The following is an 18,636-nucleotide window of genomic DNA, read 5'->3' as shown; positions in this document are numbered from 1 at the left end:
CACCCCATGTGGTTCACCCAAGTCAGCCTCAAGAACCCTGTGTTCGCCACCATGGTGATGCTCGCCATCGTGGTGCTGGGTTTGTTCTCGTACCAGCGCCTGAAGGTCGACCAGTTCCCCAACATCGACTTTCCGGTGGTCGTGGTCACCGTGGACTACCCCGGTGCATCGCCCGAAATCGTGGAGAGCGAGGTCACCAAGAAGATCGAGGAAGGCGTCAACTCGATCGCCGGCATCAACGCCCTGACCTCGCGCAGCTACGAAGGCACTGCGGTGGTCATCATCGAGTTCCAGCTGCACATCGACGGCCGCAAGGCCGCCGAGGACGTGCGCGAGAAGGTGGCCACCGTGCGCCCCCTGCTGCGCACCGAGGTCAAGGAGCCGCGCGTGCTGCGCTTCGACCCCGCCAGCCGCGCCGTGTGGTCGCTGGCCGTGCTGCCGGATGACAAGGCGGGCGGCACGCAGCGCAGCGCGGTGGAGCTGACCACCTGGTCCGAGCAGGTGCTGAAAAAGCGCCTGGAGAACGTGCGCGGCGTGGGTGCCGTGAACCTGGTGGGTGCCACCAAGCGCGAGATCAACATCTACCTGAACCCGCAGGCGCTCGAAGCCTTCGGCGTGACGCCCGACCAGGTGGCCCAGGCCGTGCGCAACGAGAACCAGGACCTGCCCGTCGGCTCCATCCGGTCGCTGGCGCAAGACCGCGTGGTGCAGATCGACGCGCGCATGGAGCGGCCGGAGGACTTCGGCAAGATCATCGTGGCGCGCAAGAATGCGGCCCCCGTCCGCCTGGACCAGGTCGCCCGGGTCAACGATGGCGCCCAGGAAGTGGAGAGTCTCGCCCTGTACAACGGCCAGCGCACGCTGCTGCTGTCGGTGCAGAAGTCGCAGGGCGAGAACACCATCGAGGTGGTGGACGGCCTCACCGCGGCCGTGGCAGAGCTCAAGAACCAGTTGCCCCCCGGCGTGCGCCTGGAGACCATCGGCGACAGCGCCCGACCCATCCGCGTGGCGGTGAACAACGTGCGCCAGACGCTGATCGAGGGCGCCATCCTCACGGTGCTGATCGTCTTTCTGTTCCTGAACTCCTGGCGCTCCACCGTGATCACCGGGCTCACGCTGCCGATCGCGCTGATCGGCACGTTCCTGTTCATGAACATGTTCGGCTTCACCATCAACATGATCACGCTGATGGCGCTCTCCCTGTGCGTGGGCCTGTTGATCGACGACGCCATCGTGGTGCGCGAGAACATCGTGCGGCACGTGCAGATGGGCAAGTCGGCCTACAACGCGGCCATGGACGGCACGCAGGAGATTGGCCTGGCGGTGCTGGCCACCACGCTGTCCATCGTGGCGGTGTTCATGCCCATCGGGTTCATGGGCGGCATCATTGGCAAGTTTTTTCACGAGTTCGGCATCACCATCGTCGCGGCGGTGATGATCTCGATGTTCGTGAGCTTCACGCTCGACCCGATGCTGTCGAGCATCTGGCACGACCCCAGCATCCACGGGCATGGCCACAAGACCGGGCCCGTCACCTTCTACGACAAGACCATCGGCCGTGTCACCGGCTGGTTCGACCGTGCCACCGAGGCGCTGGCCGAGGGTTACCAGCGCATCCTGCGCTGGTCGCTGGTGCACAAGGTGGCGACGATGGCCATAGCGCTGGCCGTCTTCGTGCTGAGCATCTTCATGGTGCCGCTGCTGGGCACCGAGTTCGTGCCCAAGGCCGATTTCTCCGAAACCTCGCTCAACTTCTACACGCCCGTCGGCTCGTCGCTGGAAGCCACCGAGGCCAAGGCACGGCAGGTGGAAGGCATCCTGCGCGAGATGCCCGAGGTGCGCTACACGCTGTCCACCATCAACACCGGCAGCGCGCAGGGCAAGATCTACGCCAACATCTACGTGCGCCTGGTGGACCGCAAGGACCGCAGCCGCAGCGTGGACCAGATGTCCGACGTGCTGCGCGAGCGCCTGAAGACCGTGCCTGGCATCACCATCACCCACGTGGGCCTGCTGGACGCCGTGGGCGGCCAAAAGCAGGTGGAGTTCTCGCTGCAGGGCCCGGACCTGCAGGAGCTGGAGCGCCTGACCAAGGTGGTGACCGAGAAGATCCGCGGCATCCCCGGCCTGGTGGACCTGGACACCAGCGCCAAGCCCAACAAGCCGGTCATCGCGCTCGACGTGCGGCGCGATGCGGCGTCGGACCTGGGCCTGTCGGTGTCGCAGATGGCCGCATCGCTGCGCACCCTGGTAGCCGGCACCACCGTGGGCAACTGGCGCGCGCCGGACGACCAGACCTACGACGTGAACGTGCGCCTGGCCCCCGAGGCCCGCACCGCCCCGCAAGACCTGGAGCGCCTGCCGTTCGCCCTGGCCAACGCCGACGGCACCACGCGCATCGTGCGCCTGAACCAGGTGGCCAGCGTGACCGAGTCCACCGGCGCCAACCAGATCAACCGGCGCGACCTGACCCGCGAGGTGGCGGTGAACGCCAACGTGTCGCAGCGCTCGGCCGGCGAGGTGTCGAACGACATCAAGAAGGCGCTGGAGGGCGTGAGCTTTCCGCCGGGCTACCGCTACCAGTTCGGCGGCTCCACCAAGAACATGGCCGAATCGTTCGGCTACGCCATCTCGGCACTGGCCATGGCGATCATCTTCATCTACATGATCCTGGCGAGCCAGTTCAAGAGCTTTTTGCAGCCGCTGGCGCTCATGACCTCGCTGCCGCTCACGCTGATCGGCGTGGTGCTGGCGCTCCTGATGTTCCGCTCCACGCTGTCGATGTTCTCCATCATCGGCGTGGTGATGCTGATGGGCCTGGTGACCAAGAACGCCATTCTGCTGGTGGACTTTGCGATCCGTGCCCGCGAGGAACACGTGAACGACGAGGGCCGCACCGTGCCCGGCCTGCCCCGCGCGGACGCCCTGCTGCTGGCCGCGCGCGTGCGGCTGCGCCCCATCCTCATGACCACGCTGGCCATGATCTTCGGCATGGTGCCGCTGGCGTTTGCGCTGTCCGAAGGCTCCGAGCAGCGTGCGCCCATGGGCCAGGCGGTGATCGGCGGCGTCATCACCTCGTCGCTGCTCACGCTGGTGGTGGTGCCGGTGGTTTATTGCTACATGGACGACCTGGCAGGCTGGGCCCGCCGCAAATTCGGCAGCGCCCGCGCAACGCCCCCTAAAATCGAGGGTTTGTCCTGATCGTTCCGATCGGCCCTGCACCCGCCCCACGGAGAAATCCCATGAACATGCCCCTGAACACCTCTGCCAACATCAGCGACCCCGTCGCCCAGGCCCGCTACAACATGATCGAGCAGCAGATCCGTCCGTGGAACGTGCTCGACTTCGACGTGCTGGAACTGCTGGCCGTGGTGCGCCGTGAACAGTTCGTGCCGCCGGCCTACAGCAGCATGGCGTTCATGGACATCGAAGTGCCCCTGCTGGGCAACGACGCCGAAGAGGCCGTGCGCCTGGGCCACAGCATGCTGCAGCCCCGTGTGGAAGCGCGCATCCTGCAGGACCTGCAGATCAAGCCGACCGACCGCGTGCTGGAGATTGGCACAGGTTCGGGCTACATGGCCGCCCTTCTGGCCCACCGCGCCGAGCGCGTGGTGTCGCTGGAAATCAACGCAGAGCTGGCCGAGATGGCCCGCGAGAACCTGCGCGATGCCGGTATCCAGAACGCCGACGTGCGCCAGGCCGACGGCGCCCGCGACCCCATCCCTGATGGCCCGTTCGATGTGATCGTGCTCAGCGGCTCCGTGGCCGAAGTGCCTGCCGCCCTGCTCTCGCAGCTGCGCGACGGCGGCCGCCTGGGCGCCATCGTGGGCAGCGAGCCCGTGATGCGCTTCACCCTGACGCGCCGCACCGGCGACCGTTTCGAGACCACGTCGCCCTGGGACACCATCGCGCCGCGCCTGGTCGGCTTCCCCGAGCCATCCGGCTTCACGTTCTGATTTTCAGCGTCTGATTTTTCCTTTCGGAGTTCTGCATGATCGACCACGTCCGCCCCGCCCAGCTGTCTGCCTGGTTCGCCTCGGCCCCCGAAGGCAGCCAGCCCGTGGTGCTGGACGTGCGCGAGCCCTGGGAGCTGCAAACCGCGAGCGTGCGCGCCGACGGTTTCGAGCTGGTCGCCATCCCCATGGGTGAGCTGACCGGACGCCTGGACGAACTCGACCCCGCGCGCCCCATTGCCTGCCTGTGCCACCACGGCGCCCGCAGCCTGCGCGTGGCGTCCTTTCTGGAGCACCACGGGTTCGAGCGCCTGGCCAACATCACGGGCGGCATCGACGTGTGGTCGCATGAGAACGACCCGGCCGTGCCCCGGTACTGAAGCCCGCTGCCGCCGCCCCGACGTTCCCAGCCTGTTCTTTCTGTCTCCCACCCTCCGATCCGCAGACTTCTCCGAAGGACTTTCATGACGACCCCGCTCCGGCCACATCCTTTGTCACCCCTGTCCCTGGCACTGGGGACCTTGCTGGCCACGGCCCTGTGTGCACCCGTGCACGCCCAGAGCCTGCTGGAAGTGGTGGAATCGGCCCGCACCTACGACACGGCCTGGCAGTCGGCCCGTGCGCAACTGGATGCAGCGGCGCGCCGTGCCGACCAAGCCCGTGCCGGCCTGCTGCCCACCGCCGGGTTGACAGCCGGCCTGAGCCGGGCCAATGTGGAACTGAGCCGACCTCCGGTCGAGAACACCGGCACGCAGCAGACCGTGGGCGTGCAGGCGTCGCAGCCCTTGTTCCGCCCCGCCAACCGCATCAACCTGGAGCAGAGCCAGCGCGGCATCGACGTGGCGCAGGCGCAGCTCGACGCCGCCACGCAGGACCTGCTGGTGCGCGTGAGCCAGGCGTACTTCGACGTGCTGGCTGCACAGGACACGCTGACCTTCGTGCAGGCGCAAAAAGCCGCCGTGTCCGAGCAGCTGGCATCGGCCAAGCGCAATTTCGAGGTGGGCACCACCACCGTCACCGATTCGCGCGAAGCCCAGGCCCGCTACGACCTGGTGATCGCGCAGGAGATCGCGGCCGAGAACGACCTGCGTGTGAAGCGCCTGGCGCTCGACCAGCTCGTCGGCATCACCGGTACGACCCCTAAGCCGCTCGCCCTGCCCGTGCCGCTGCCCACCGTGCAACCCGACAATGTGGCCCTGTGGGTGGACACCGCCCGCGACCAGCAGCCCGGCGTGCGCCAGGCAGTCATCGCGCTCGACATTGCGCGGCTGGAGACCAAGAAGGCCGAGACCGGCCACCTGCCCACGGTGGACCTGCAGGCGGGCTACAACGTCACGCGCAACCCCAACGGTACCGTCACATCCCCGGGCGTGAACAGCCGCACCAACAACGCCAGCGTGGGCGTGGCGTTGAATCTGCCCCTGTTTGCCGGCTTCTCGGTGCAAAACCGCATCCGTGAAACCCTGGCGCTGGAAGACAAGGCCGCCGCCGACCTCGAAACCACCCGCCGCAACGTGGCCCAGGCCACCCGCGCAGCGTTCTTCGGCGTGCAGTCCGGCCAGGGCCAGGTGCAAGCGCTCGAAGCGGCCGAAGCCTCCAGCCAGAGCGCGCTGGACGCCAACAAGCTCGGCTACCAGGTGGGTGTGCGCATCAACATCGACGTGCTGAACGCCCAAAGCCAGCTGTTCCAGACCAAGCGCGACCTGGCCCAGGCCCGCTACAACGTGCTGCTGGGCACACTGAAGCTGCGCCAGGCGGCCGGCACGCTGACGCAGCAGGATGTCGAGGCGATCAACGCGTTACTGGTCCGATAAGTCAAGCCGCCACGCGCTGCCCCGCCGAAGATCGTCTTCACGGGCAGGCACTGGCAGCAGCCGGCAGCGACAGCCACAGCGGTGGCGCGCACGGTCGTGTCAGCCGCCAGAGGCCATGGACCTGGCGGGCAACACGATGCCCAGCACGGCCTGCGCCGTGGCCAACGCCCCGCCCCGGTGGTCGTCGGCAAAGCGGCTGGCGCGGTAGCTGGCGCTCTTTTGCAGTTCGGGGTCGAGCGCCAGCGCAACTGCTTGTGCCACGCCGCCAGCCATGTCCGGCACCCGGCGGGCAGCACCTGCTGCGCAGGCCTGCTCCGCCGCTTGCGCAAAATTGAAGGTGTGCGGGCCCAGCACCACCGGGCAGCCGCAGGCGGCGGCTTCGATGAGGTTTTGCCCGCCCAGCGGCGCGTAGCTGCCGCCCAGCATCGCCACGTGGGCCAGGCCGTAGTACAGCGTCATTTCACCCAGCGAGTCTCCCAGCCACACGTCGGCGGCCGGGGGCGACCCTGCCCAGGTGCTGCGGCGGGACACGGTCAGGCCAGCGTGCAGCAACAACTGGTGCACCTCGTCAAAGCGCTGCGGGTGGCGCGGCACGATGAGCCACTGCACGCTGCGGGCGGTGGCATCACCATCGCCCGATGCTTCATTATTGATAGCGCCTTGCGCTTGCCCAGCCAGCGGTAGCGCCGTTTTTTGCTTGAAATTCTCCAGCCACATGGCTTCCTCGCCCTCGCGGCTGCTGGCCAGCATGACCACCGGGCGTGCAGCCTGGTCGCGCCAGGTGCGGCCTTGCGCCAGCAGGCGGGCGTCTGGCACCACGTCGAACTTCAGGTTGCCGAACACGCCGCGCACCTTGGCGCCGATGGCGCGCAGCCGACTGGCGTCGTCCTCGGTCTGGGCCCACACGGCCGACAGTCCGGCATAGGCGGGGCGCGCCAGCGGGGCCAGGCGCTGGGCATTGCGCAGCGACTTGGCGTTCAGCCGGGCATTGGCCAGTACCAGCGGCACGTTGCGCCGGCGGCAGCCCGCCACCAGGTTGGGCCAGACCTCGGTTTCCATGAGGATGCCGATGGCCGGGCGGAACTTGCGCAGAAAGCGCGCCACCGCGCCGGGCGTGTCCCAGGGCTGCCACACCTGCACGTCGCCGGGCAGCAGCAGCTTTTCGCCCTCGGCGCGGCCGGTGGCAGTGCCATGGGTGAGCAGCAGGCGCATGCCCGGCAGCTCCTGGCGCAGCGCGGCCAGCAGGATGGCGGCGGCGCGGGTTTCGCCCAGCGACACGGCGTGGATCCACACGAACCGGCCCAGCGGGTCGGAGCTGCTGTGGGGCATGAGGCTGTCGATGGGCGCCGGGTAGCGGCCAAACCGCTCGCCAATCGCGTGGCCGTAGCCGGGCTCGGCCTGGGCGCGGCGGCGCAGCTTGCGGCGCAGCAGGGGCTGTGCGCCCCAGGTGACCACCGAATAGAGGGCGCGGGCCGGGTTCATGCCGCGGCGAGGTGCAGGTCGACCGACACCACACCGCCGCTCCAGCCGCTGTCGCCGCGCGCCGCCCACACGATGCAGGGCACGTCGCCATCGGCCGCCACCACGCAGCGGCCACCCGCCTCCCAGAAGGCACTGCCGCCGGCGCTGACGTAGCCGCCAGACGGCCCGCTGTAGTTGGCCAGCAGCACGGCCATGCCGTGGTCGCGCGCATAGCCCTGCAGCAACTCGGATTCAGGGCCGTAGCCCTGGTGGCTGACCAGCGCTCCGGCGGCGTACAGCGTGGCACCGGCCGCGTGCGCGGCACGGGCATGCTCGGGGTGCGTGATGTCGGCGCACACCGCCATGCCCGTGGGCTCGCCCGCCAGCAGGTGCACCTGCGCGTCGTCGGTGCCCGGGCTGGCAAAGGACTCTTCGCTGGCATGCAGGTGGCGCTTGCGGTACAGCGCGGCGCTGCCGTCGCCATGGAGCACCCAGGCGCCGATGGCGGGCAGTGCGCCGTCCTGCACCGGCGCGGCGGGGCCGCCCACCACCAGGGCCATGCCATGGTCGCGCGCAGCCTGGCGCAGGGGCGCCAGCGCCGCGTGGTCGGCATGCAGCACGTTGGCGGCCAGCACGGACGGCTCGTAGCCGGTGAGCGAGAGCTCCGGGAACACCAGCACCTGCACCCCCTGGCTCGCCGCCACCCGCACATAGGCCAGGTGGGTCTGCACGTTGCGCGCCACATCTCCCGGGACGGAGGGCGACTGTGCGGCGGCAACGCGCAAGGGGGTCGAAAACTGTGGGTTCACGCAGGCAACTCGCTCAAAATCAACGGTGAAAGAAGGTGGCAACGACAGTCAAAGACAGGGCCAGGGCGCCCATCAATGGCTGGCAGCGCCCACATGGGCGTCGGGCTTGACCTTGTGCAGCAGCGCCAGCATGGCCGCCTCGATGCGCGCCAGCGCCTCGGGGGTGTGGCCTTCGAAGCGCAGCACCAGCACCGGCGTGGTGTTGCTGGCGCGGATCAGGCCGAAGCCGTCCGGCCAGTCGACCCGCAGGCCGTCGATCGTGCTCACGGTGGCGGGCGCCGAGAAGGTGCCGGCGGCCAGGCCCTGCAGCTCGGCCGTCAGGCGGTGCGGCTCGCCCTCGGCGCACGAGACATTGAGCTCGGGGGTGGAGAAGCTGGTGGGCAAGGCGTTGAGCACGGCGCTCGGGTCTTGCGACCGGCTCAGAATCTCCAGCAGGCGGCAGCCCGCGTAGGTGCCGTCGTCGAAGCCGTACCAGCGCTCCTTGAAGAAGATGTGGCCGCTCATCTCGCCGCCCAGCGGAGAATTCGTCTCCTTCATGCGGGCCTTGATGAGCGAGTGGCCGGTCTTGAACATCACCGGCACGCCGCCGGCCGCCGCAATGGCGGGCGCCAGGCGCTGGGTGCACTTCACGTCGAAGATGATCTCGCCGCCGGGTACGCGCGAGAGCACGTCCTGGGCGAACAGCATCATCTGGCGGTCGGGGAAGATGTTGGTGCCGTCCTTGGTCACGATGCCCAGTCGGTCGCCGTCGCCGTCGAAGGCCAGGCCCAGTTCGGCGTCGCTGGTCTTCAGGGCCTCGATCAGGTCGCGCAGGTTCTCGGGCTTGCTGGGGTCTGGGTGGTGGTTGGGGAAGTTGCCGTCCACCTCGGAGAACAGCTCGACCACCTCGCAGCCCAGCGCACGGAAGATGCCGGGGGCCGATGCACCGGCGATGCCGTTGCCGCAGTCCACCACCACCTTGAGCGGGCGGGCGAGTCGGATGTCGCCCACGATGCGCTCGGTGTACGCCGGCAGCACGTCCACATGCCGCACCGAGCCGCCGGCCTGCAGCTGCCAGCTTTCCTGCTCCATGGTGCGGCGCAGGCCCTGGATCTCTTCGCCATAGATGGCGCGGCCGTTGAGCACCATCTTGAAGCCGTTGTAGTCCTTGGGGTTGTGGCTGCCCGTGACCTGGATGCCGCTGTGGCACAGCGTGCTGGCCGCAAAATACAGCATGGGCGTGGTCACCAGGCCCACATCGATCACCTCGATGCCCGCTTCCACCAGCCCCTGAATCAGCGCCGCCGACATGGCCGGGCCCGACAGGCGCCCGTCGCGGCCCACGGCCACCGTGGCCTGGCCTTCGGCGCGGGCGGCGGTGCCAAAGGCCCGTCCCAGGCCCAGGGCCACGTCTTCATTCAGAGTGGACGGCACGATGCCGCGGATGTCATAGGCTTTGAAAATGGCGGGCGTGGGTTGCACGTAGGGGCCTTTCGCGAAGGGATGAGAGGGAGTCCGACACATTGTAGGCGGGGCATTCCGTGCCCCAGGGCAATCACCCCGCGGCCCGAAAACCGCCCAGGGAGGCACATGTCCGAAAACGGCCAGTGCGCACGCGCCCACTGCCTATGATCGGGCCCATGACCTCCCCTGCCCCGCCCTCTGCCGCCGCTGCCGATACCGCCCCGGATGACGGCCGCTACCTGGCAGTGATGGCGCGGGATGCGCGTTTCGACGGGCATTTCTTCACCGGCGTGACCTCCACCGGCATCTACTGCCGCCCGGTGTGCGCGGTGCGCACGCCGCGGCGCGAGAACTGCCGCTTTTTCGCCCTGGCCGCCCAGGCGGAACACGCGGGCTTTCGCCCGTGCCTGCGCTGCCGGCCCGAGCTGGCGCCCCAGGCCCTGGTGTGGTCGGTGCAGGATGCGAGCAGCATCCTGGTGCAGCAGGCGGTGCGGCTGCTGGATGCTCCGGACCTCTGGCCTGCCCAACCCGCAACCACCACCCAGGCCGAAAGAGGCGCCACGGTGGCCCGCCTGGCCGAGCGGCTGGGCGTGAGCGACCGGCACCTGCGCCGCATCTTTGAGGCGGCCCTGGGCGTGTCGCCCCTGCAGTACCTGCAGACACGCCGCCTGCTGACCGCCAAGCAGCTGCTCACCGACACCTGCATGCCCGTGACCCAGGTGGCGCTGGCCAGCGGCTTTGCCAGCGTGCGCCGCTTCAATGCGGCCTTTGTGGGGCACTACGGGCTCAACCCCACCCAGCTGCGGCGCAGCGGCGCACCGGCCAGCAAGGGAGGCACAACCGGGTCACACGACACCGGCAGCACACTGCGCCTGGCCTGGCGCCCGCCGTTCGATGTGGGCGCGCTGCTGGCGTTCTTCGAGCGGCGGCAGTTCCACGGCGTCGAATGGGTGCTGCCGCACGAGGCCACGCTGCGGCGCACCGTGCGGCTGCCGGCCGCATGCACCGGCATGGCGCAGGAGACCACCGGCTGGTTCAGCGCACGCTTCGACGCGGCCCGCCACCAGGTGCTGCTGCAGACCAGCGACAGCCTGTACCCGGTGCTGCCGCTCGTCATCCGCCGCGTGCGCGCCATGCTGGACCTGGACGCCGACCCGGCCGCCATCAACGCCGTGCTGCACCCGTACTTCCCGGACGGAGACGGCCTGCGCGTGCCCGGCGCGTTCGACGGCTTCGAGCTGGCGGTGCGCGCGGTGCTGGGCCAGCAGATCACCGTGGCCTCGGCGCGCACGCTGGGGCAGCGCCTGGTGGAGCGGCTGGGCGAGCCCATCGACACCCCCTGGCCTGCGCTGAACCGGCTGTTCCCCACCGCAGCCACGCTCGCCATGGCCGATGGCGACACCCTGGGCCAACTGGGCATCGTGCGCCAGCGGCAGGCCGCCATCGTGGCGCTGGCCCGCGCGGTGGACGGCAGGGGCCTGGCGCTGCAGGCGGGCGCCGACGTGGCCGCTACCACCGCCGCGCTGTGCGCCCTGCCCGGCATCGGCGACTGGACCGCGCAGTACATCGCCATGCGCGTGCTGCGCTGGCCCGATGCCTTTCCGGCGGGCGACGTCGCCCTGCACAAGGCGCTGCAGGTGCAGGGCGAGAAGAATCCGGCCCGCGCGGCGACGGAGGCCTCACAGGCGTGGCGCCCCTGGCGCAGCTATGCGGTGCTGCGGGCCTGGGCTGCGGGTACCACCGCCGTGGCGCAACCCGCTCCCACCAGCCCACTTCATGAAAAGCTATCAAAAACATAGCTGCTAGCGCTTTCCTATCAAGCGGTAGAGGGCATTTTTATTCATCAATCGACAGGATTCACCCATGTTCTTCCACCCCCACACCGTGCAGGCGGGCGCCAGCACAGTCCTGGGCCCCGTGCGCCTGGCCGCGTCGCCCGCGGGCCTGTGCGGTGTCTGGTTCGAGGGCCAGCGGCACGAGCCCGTCCACCTGCTGCACGGCGATCGCGCCTGGGCCGAGGCGGCCGGCCACACCCTGCTGCAAGAGGCCGCAGGCCAGCTGCAGCAGTACCTGCGGGGCGAGCGGCATGGTTTCGATGTGCCGCTGGACCTGTCGGGCGGCACGGCGTTTCAGCAGGACGTATGGCGCGCGCTGCTGGCCATCGGCCGCGGTGGCACCACCAGCTACGGGCGCATCGGCCAGCAACTGGGCCGGCCGCTGGCGGTGCGCGCCGTGGGCGCGGCCGTGGGGCGCAATCCGGTCAGCGTGATCGTGCCGTGCCACCGCGTGCTCGGTGCAGACGGCAGCCTGACCGGTTACGCTGGAGGGCTGGACCGCAAAACGGCCCTGCTGGCGCTGGAACATGCGCCGCACCGGCACGGCCACCCGCAGCCACCGCACCTGCGGCAGCAGCCTTGGCTGCCGGACGACCACGACATTCAAACCCTGAAAGAGCACGCATGAACAGCCCGGGAACCCAACCCGTCACCGCCTGGATCGGCGAATTCACTCTGCTGGCGGCGCTGTGGGGGTCATCCTTCCTCTTCATGCGTTTGGGCGCCTCGGAGTTCGGCCCGCTGCCCACCGCCGGGCTGCGCGTGGCGCTGGCCACGGTGTTCCTGTGGCCCATCATGCTGCGCCAGGGCCACTGGCCCGCCTTCCGCCAGCACTGGCGGCCCATCATGTTCGCGGGCGTCATCAACTCGGCGATCCCGTTCGCGCTGTTCTCCTGGGCGGTGCTGCACATCGCCACCGGGCTGTCGTCCATCCTGAACGCCACGGTGCCGCTGTTCGGCGCGTTGATCGCCTGGGCCTGGCTGGGTGACCGCATCAACCGGCTGCGATGGGCGGGCCTGGCGCTCGGCTTCGTGGGCGTTGCGCTGCTGGCCTGGCGCGCGCCGGCGGGCACGGGCTTCAAGACCGACAGCGCTGAATGGGCCATTGCCGCCTGCCTGCTGGCGTCGTGCTTCTATGGGGTGTCGGCCAGCTTCGCGCGGCGCCACCTCACCGGCATTCCGCCGCTGGCCACGGCCACCGGCAGCCAGCTGGGCGCGGCGCTGGGCCTGGCGCTGCCCACGCTCTGGCTGTGGCCGGCGCAAATGCCGGGCCTGCGCGCCTGGGGCGCCATCGTGGCCATGGCGGTGCTGTGCACCGGCATTGCGTACATCCTGTACTTCCGACTCATCGCGAGTGCAGGCCCCAGCCGGGCGCTGGCGGTGACCTTCATCGCGCCGGTGTTCGCCGTGCTGTACGGCTCCGTCTTCCTGGGCGAGCGCATCACGCCGTGGATGGTGGGCTGCGCGCTGGTGATCGTTTGCGGCACGCTGCTGTCAACGGGGCTTATCAGGACGCTGCGCCCCGGGCGCGCCCAGCCGGAACAGCCATAAACTCGGGGAATGGTTTTTCCCCTGGGCTGCTGCGACCGGATGCTTGTGCTTGACGACAGCACAGGATGCGGTGCCGGCGCAGTTTGCCCCCGGCCCAAGGCGCTGACAGCCGCCACGGCCATCAGCCCCTGGCAGGTCTGCCACCGCTTCGCACACCGCCATGGGTAACAACACCCTGATGGCGGGCACCGTGCTGATGCTGCTCCTGCTGGTGCTGGAGTGGCTGCCGCCGCACGAAGCGCTGCGCCCGTCCCGGCGCACGCGCTGGCTGCTGGGCGCCGCAGGCGGCGTGGTGTCGGCGACAGCTTTCACCGCCCTGCACTGGAACGCGCCCGAGCTGGGCATCGTGGCCTACCCCACCGTCGTCGCGTTCATGGGCCTGTATTTCGGCGGACTGCCGGCGGCCGTCACCGCCCTGGCTGCGCTGCTGGCCGTGGTGTTCATGGCCCCGTCCGCCACGCCCCCCGCCGTGATGGTGCTGGGGGCCACCTGGCTGCTGGCCTGGCTGTGGCGGCGCGCATCGCGGCGCCTGCCTTTGCGGTCTGCAGCGTGGATCGCCCTCGCGGGCCTGACGGTGACCCTGCCGCTGACCGTGTCGGCCTGCCTGTGGCTGGCCAACCAGGTGCCCGGTACCCTGGGACCCTGGCCCACCACGCTGCCCTGGCACCACGGCGCAGGCTTTTTGATGCTGGGCGTGGGCCGCCTGCTGCTGGCCGGCAAGGCCCGCGCAGAGATGGCGCGCACCAGCACCCAGGAGGCGCTGGTGCAGCGCGAGCAGCAACTGCAACTGGCCATGGACGCACTGGGCGGTGGCCGGTGGGAATGGGATGTGGTCGAGCGCCAGTTCCGCTGCCACGGCAAGTTCTACGAGGCCTTCGGCGTGAGCTGCGAAGAAGCCGATGCGAAAGGCCTGTGGGAGCGCTGGTACGGGCGCCGCCACCCGCTGGACGCCGAGCGCAATGCCGCCCGGCTCGAGCGCGCCATGGACGGGCTGGACGAAACCTACGAGGCCGAGTTCCGCGTGCGGGACACCGATGGCCGCTGGCGCTGGCTGATGTCGCGCGGCACCGTGGCCCGGCGCGACGCCCAGGGCCGACCCACCGCCCTCATCGGCATGGACGTGGACATCACCGCCCACCGCGAGGTGGAAGATGCGCTGCGCTCGTCCGAGGCCAAGTACACGACCTTCTACCAGACGTTGCCCGACCCGGCGGGCATCTCGCGCATCTCGGACGGGCGCTACATCGACGTGAACCCGGCCTTTTGCGAGGTGCTGGGCCGCCCGCGCGAGGATGTGATCGGCCGCACGTCCACCGAGCTCGACATCTGGGCGTCGGAGCAGGAACGCGCCCGGCTGGTCGAGACCTTCCGGCGCGATGGCCGGGTGGACCGCCTGCCGCTGGTGGCGCAGGGCCGGGGTGTGCGCATCCCGGGCCTCATGTCGGCACGCTCCGTGCTTGTGGATGGCGAGAACTGCTTTGTTTTCATCTTCCACGACATGACCGAAGCCCATCGCACCAGCGACGAGCTGCGGGCCCTCAACAGCCTGCTGCAGCAGGCCGGCCGCATGGCGCGCCTGGGCGCCTGGGAGGACGAACGCGGGCGCGGCCTGGTGTACTGGTCGGACGTGTGCTTCGACATCCACGGCCTGCCCCCGGGCTCGCCGCTGCCCCACGACTACATCGACCGCCTGGTGGCACCGGACTACCGCGAGCCGCTGCGCGAGCGCATCCGCCAGAGCATCCGCGAGCGCACCGAGTGGAGCATGGAGATGGAGGTGCTGCACGCCGACGGGCGCCAGGTGTGGGTGCGCGCACGGGGCGAGCCCGTGGTCGAGAACGGCCGCGTCACCCGCGTGCGTGGCGTGATGCAGGACATCGACGAGGCCAAACGCTCGGACCAGCGCCTGCGCCATTCCGAGGAACGGTTCTCGCGCATCTTTCACCTCATGCCCTTCCCCATGGGCCTGTCGCACCGCAACGACGGGCGGTATGTGGACATCAACCCCGCGTGGGTGGAACTGCTGGGCATACCGCGCGAGCAGGCGATCGGCCGCACCGCCATCGAACTGGGCATCTTCACCGAGGAAGACCGCGCGCGCCTGCTGGAGGCCGAGGGCGGCACGGGGCACCTGGGCAGCTATGAAATCACGCTGAACGTGCGCGGCGGCCCGCCCCGCACGGTGCTGCAGTCCATGCGCGCCACCCAGTTCGACGGGGAGCCCTGCTGGCTGTTCTCGGTGCACGACATCACCGACCGCAAGAGGAGCGAAGAGCAGGTGCGCGAACGCGAAGAACTGCTCTCGCTCACCATCTCGGCCGCGTCGCTGGGCCTGTGGGATTGGAACCTGCAGACCGGCGCCGTGAGCGGCGACACCCGCTGGCGCACCATGCGCGGGCTGCCACCGCTCGAATCCCCTGAAGCGGCGCCCGCGACCATCCAGTGGACGAGCGGCATCGCCCCCGACGACATCGACCGCATCACGGCCGAGATGGCGCGCCACATCTCCCATCCCGGCACCCCGTTCGACGCCACCTGGCGGGTGAACCAGGCCGGAGACGCCGTGCGCTGGGTGCGCAGCCTGGGCAAGATCGTCGGCGCCGACGCGCATGGCCGCGCCCAACGCATGCTGGGCGTGGCCATCGATGTGACCCCCCAGCGCGAGCAGGAGGTCCTGCTGCAGCGACTGGCACTCTTCGACGCGCTCACCGGCCTGCCCAACCGCGTGCTGCTGGCGCGCAAGCTGCAGGACTCCATGGCGCAGGCGCGCAAGCGCGGCACTCCGTTGGGCGTGGCCTACCTGGACCTGGACGGCTTCAAGCCCGTGAACGACCGCCTGGGCCATGGCGCCGGCGACCGCCTGCTGGTGGTGGTGGCCGGCCGGCTGACCCGCGCCCTGCGCCCGCTCGACACCGTGGCCCGCCTGGGCGGCGACGAGTTCGTGATCCTGCTGCCCGAGCTGGAATCCGTGCACGACTGCGAGCGCATGCTGCACCGGGTGATGGAGAGCATCTCGGCCCCCTACACGCTGGACACCGAGCGCGTGGTCGTCACGGCCAGCATCGGCTACACCGTGTTCCCGCAGGACGATGCCGACGCAGACACCCTGCTGCGCCATGCCGACCAGGCCATGTACGCCGCCAAGCAGGCCGGGCGCAACCGATTCCACCAATTCGACGCGGCCCAGGAGCGCGCGCTGCAGTTGCTGCGCGAACAGGGGCGCCACCTGCAAGGCGCGCTGGCGGACGCCCAGTTCACGCTGTACCTGCAGCCCAAGGTCGACATGAAAAGCGGCACCGTAGTGGGTGCCGAAGCGCTCACCCGGTGGCAGCACCCCCAACGCGGCGTGGTCTCGCCCGGCGAGTTCCTGCCCATGCTGGAAGGCACCGAGCTTGAGATCGGCTTTGGGGAATGGGTCATCGAAGCCGCCTTCCAGGTGCTCGAACAGATGCAGGCCCGCAAGAACCCGCCAGGCCTGCCCATCAGCGTGAACATCGCCGCACAGCACCTGCAGCACCCGCGGTTTGCGGACTGGATGGCCGAATGCCTGGAGCGCCACCCCAGCGTGCCCGGCCGCCTGGTCGAGATCGAAATCACCGAAAGCGCCGCGCTGTACGACCTGGCCGCCGTGGCGCACACCCTGCACGCAGTGCGCGCCCTGGGGATGGCAGTGTCGCTCGACGACTTCGGCACCGGCTACTCGTCCCTCACCTACCTGCGCCGCCTGCCCATGGACACGCTCAAGATCGACCAGAGCTTCGTGCACGGCATGATGGGCGACCCCGGCGACCTGGCCATCGTGCAAGGCGTGATCGGCCTGGCCCGCTCCTTCGGCTACCGCGTGATCGCCGAAGGCGTGGAAACCGTCGAGCAGGGACAGATGCTGCTGCAGCTGGGCTGCACGCAGGCCCAGGGGTATTGCATTGCCCGGCCGATGCCGCTCGGAGACTTTCTCAGCTGGTCATCGGAGTGGCAGCCGCCGCCGGGGTGGCAGCGGCAGGCCCACGGCGCATTGCGGTAGAAAGCCCGCTAGCGCGCGCCTGGCAGGCGCAGCAAGCTATCAAATAAGAAGCAAATCGTCTTTTCGCAGTGTCGAGGCACGCCGCGCCTCGCCGCGTGGCAACCGGGCGTCGCGCCTGCGGTGCCTCTGCCTCAGCTTCGGGCCGCTGTGTCCAGCCAGGCTTGCAGGCGCTGCACACCGGCGTCCAGGCGTGCCGTGTCCTTGGACGCAAAACACCAGCGCAGCCAACCCTGGGCTTCGGGCGCGAAGGCATTGCCCGGCGCCAGACCCAGGCCGGCCTCGCTGACCAGCCGCTGCGCCACGGCCAGCGAATCATCAAACCCATGCAGGCGGAAAAACGCGTACATCCCGCCCAGCGGGCTCGCAACTTCCACCTGGGGCACCGCCGCCAGCCGGGGCAGCAGCGTGTCGCGGCAGCGGCGCATGTGGGCCACCAGGGGCGGCGTGATCTCGCCCGCGTGCTCCAGTGCCGCCAGACCCGCGCGCTGGGTGAACACGCTGGAGCAGGAGGTGTTGAACTCGATCAGCTTGCCCACGGCATCCACCAGCGCAGGTGGCAGCACCAGCCAGCCCAGGCGCCAGCCGGTCATGAGGAAGCTTTTGGAAAAGCTCTGCACCACGATGAGCCGGTCTTCGGCGTCAGAAATGTCCAGAAAGCTCGGCGCGCAGCCGTTGGGTGTCGCACCGTAGTACAGGCGCTCGTAGACCTCGTCGGCCAGGATCCAGGTGCCGGTGCGGCGGCAGTGCTCCAGGATGGCCTGCTGCTCCACCCGCGTGAGGGTCCAGCCCGTGGGGTTGTTGGGCGCGTTGACGATGAGGAGGCGCGTGGCGGGGGTGATGGCGTCGAGCAGCGCCTGCAGATCCAGCGTCCACGCACCGCCTTCGGCCCGCAGCGGCACACAGTGCACACGCGCACCCAGCACGGCGGGCTGGGCCGTGAGGTTGGGCCACACGGGCGTGACGGCCACCACATCATCGCCCGCATCGAGCAATGCCTGCATCGCGATCATCAGCGCGCTGACTCCGCCCGAGGTCACTGCGATACGGTCTGCGCTGATGGGGCCATGCAGGGCGCTGGCGTAGCTGGCGATGGCCTGGCGCAGATCGGGCAGGCCGAGGTTGTGGGAGTAGAAGGTTTCGCCGCGTTGCAGGGATTCGATGGCGGCCTGGCGGATGGGCTCGGGGGTGATTTCGTCGCTCTCGCCGAACCAGAAGGCCAGGACATCGGCGCGGCTCATGCCGGCATTGGCGACTTCGCGGATTTTGGAGGCTTCTAGGTTTTCTACGGCTAGGCGCATGGGAGGGGTCCTTGGGCGGTCTGGGGGAAGGAGGATGGTTGAGCATAGCTGCAGGTGCGATGGCAATGGCACTCGGGCGCCTGCCGAGCCCAACCGTTCAGGTTGAGTTTGCCGAAACCTGGGCGCATCAGCCCATCGCCGTTCGGGTTGAGCCTGTCGAAACCAGGGCGCTGCTCGCAGGCTCGCTGATGGGCAGCATGCCTTTGTTGAGGGCGGAGGCCGGGAGTCGCCCGGCGTGCGAGTAAGTTTGTTTCGCGTCGCCGAAAGAAAGTCACCAAAGAAAGGGCGACCCTACAGCCTGCGTCCCCACTCGCCCTGCGGCGAGTGGGGCAACCTGCGGTGCTCGGTCGTGGGGCGCGCTGCGGAACTCGCTGCGCGCTGCCGCGCTACGCTCAAACATCCGCAGCGAGTCAGTTCACGATGCGTGTGTCCTTCGGCACACGCTCACCCC

12 protein-coding genes are annotated in these 18,636 nt (G+C 69.3%); 8 read left to right on the top strand and 4 right to left on the bottom strand.

Annotated features, from left to right (window positions below):
• The first annotated feature begins 6 nt into the window (after nt 1–6).
• From ACIGHN_RS26105 to ACIGHN_RS26090, 4 genes are all read left to right on the top strand, one after another.
• Nucleotides 7–3,201, top strand: coding sequence for an efflux RND transporter permease subunit (locus ACIGHN_RS26105; protein ID WP_396507089.1), 3,195 nt, complete (start codon nt 7–9; stop codon nt 3,199–3,201).
• A gap of 41 nt (nt 3,202–3,242) precedes the next feature.
• Nucleotides 3,243–3,956 (top strand): protein-L-isoaspartate O-methyltransferase, encoded by a 714-nt coding sequence (locus ACIGHN_RS26100; RefSeq protein ID WP_056166378.1) that lies wholly within the window; start codon nt 3,243–3,245, stop codon nt 3,954–3,956.
• Nucleotides 3,957–3,991: 35 nt separating this feature from the next.
• Nucleotides 3,992–4,333 carry a rhodanese-like domain-containing protein gene (locus tag ACIGHN_RS26095; RefSeq protein ID WP_396507087.1) on the top strand — a complete coding sequence of 114 codons (342 nt, stop codon included), beginning with the start codon at nt 3,992–3,994 and terminating at the stop codon, nt 4,331–4,333.
• Between the two features lie 84 nt (nt 4,334–4,417).
• Complete coding sequence (locus ACIGHN_RS26090) at nt 4,418–5,767, top strand: TolC family outer membrane protein (RefSeq protein ID WP_396507085.1); 1,350 nt, start codon at nt 4,418–4,420, stop codon at nt 5,765–5,767.
• A gap of 99 nt (nt 5,768–5,866) precedes the next feature.
• Here the strand turns inward: ACIGHN_RS26090 and ACIGHN_RS26085 are convergent, their stop codons facing one another.
• The 3 genes from ACIGHN_RS26085 to ACIGHN_RS26075 form a co-directional block, all read right to left on the bottom strand.
• Nucleotides 5,867–7,249 (bottom strand): 3-deoxy-D-manno-octulosonic acid transferase, encoded by a 1,383-nt coding sequence (locus ACIGHN_RS26085; RefSeq protein WP_396507083.1) that lies wholly within the window; start codon nt 7,247–7,249, stop codon nt 5,867–5,869.
• Nucleotides 7,246–8,037, bottom strand: coding sequence for a carbon-nitrogen hydrolase family protein (locus ACIGHN_RS26080; RefSeq protein WP_082486135.1), 792 nt, complete (start codon nt 8,035–8,037; stop codon nt 7,246–7,248). Before ACIGHN_RS26080 ends, ACIGHN_RS26085 begins: the two co-directional genes overlap by 4 nt.
• A gap of 72 nt (nt 8,038–8,109) precedes the next feature.
• A complete protein-coding gene (locus tag ACIGHN_RS26075) occupies nt 8,110–9,498 on the bottom strand; it encodes a phosphomannomutase/phosphoglucomutase (RefSeq protein WP_396507081.1) in 1,389 nt (462 codons plus the stop codon).
• 158 nt (nt 9,499–9,656) lie between these two features.
• On the opposite strand from ACIGHN_RS26075, the gene ACIGHN_RS26070 reads away from it, so the two are divergent.
• The 4 genes from ACIGHN_RS26070 to ACIGHN_RS26055 all read left to right on the top strand — a co-directional run bounded on the left by ACIGHN_RS26070 (nt 9,657) and on the right by ACIGHN_RS26055 (nt 16,887).
• Nucleotides 9,657–11,279, top strand: a complete 1,623-nt coding sequence (locus ACIGHN_RS26070; protein WP_396507079.1) for a DNA-3-methyladenine glycosylase 2 family protein — start codon at nt 9,657–9,659, stop codon at nt 11,277–11,279.
• Nucleotides 11,280–11,343: 64 nt separating this feature from the next.
• Nucleotides 11,344–11,943, top strand: a complete 600-nt coding sequence (locus ACIGHN_RS26065; protein ID WP_396507077.1) for a methylated-DNA--[protein]-cysteine S-methyltransferase — start codon at nt 11,344–11,346, stop codon at nt 11,941–11,943.
• The gene (locus tag ACIGHN_RS26060) at nt 11,940–12,866 is read left to right on the top strand and encodes a DMT family transporter (RefSeq protein ID WP_396507075.1); all 927 of its coding nucleotides are present in this window, start codon (nt 11,940–11,942) and stop codon (nt 12,864–12,866) included. The genes ACIGHN_RS26065 and ACIGHN_RS26060 overlap by 4 nt, the downstream gene beginning before the upstream one ends.
• Before the next feature lie 160 nt (nt 12,867–13,026).
• Entirely contained in the window at nt 13,027–16,887 is a 3,861-nt protein-coding gene (locus ACIGHN_RS26055; protein ID WP_396507073.1) for an EAL domain-containing protein, read from the top strand.
• A gap of 131 nt (nt 16,888–17,018) precedes the next feature.
• Here the strand turns inward: ACIGHN_RS26055 and ACIGHN_RS26050 are convergent, their stop codons facing one another.
• Nucleotides 17,019–18,185 carry a pyridoxal phosphate-dependent aminotransferase gene (locus ACIGHN_RS26050; RefSeq protein WP_396507071.1) on the bottom strand — a complete coding sequence of 389 codons (1,167 nt, stop codon included), beginning with the start codon at nt 18,183–18,185 and terminating at the stop codon, nt 17,019–17,021.
• Nucleotides 18,186–18,636: the final 451 nt, after the last annotated feature.

Source organism: Acidovorax sp. NPDC077693 (genome assembly GCF_044542805.1).
In the GTDB taxonomy this organism is placed as follows: Bacteria; Pseudomonadota; Gammaproteobacteria; order Burkholderiales; family Burkholderiaceae_C; genus Acidovorax.
Note: the sequence above shows the minus strand (reverse complement) of the source record. Positions and strands in the feature narration are given on the sequence as shown.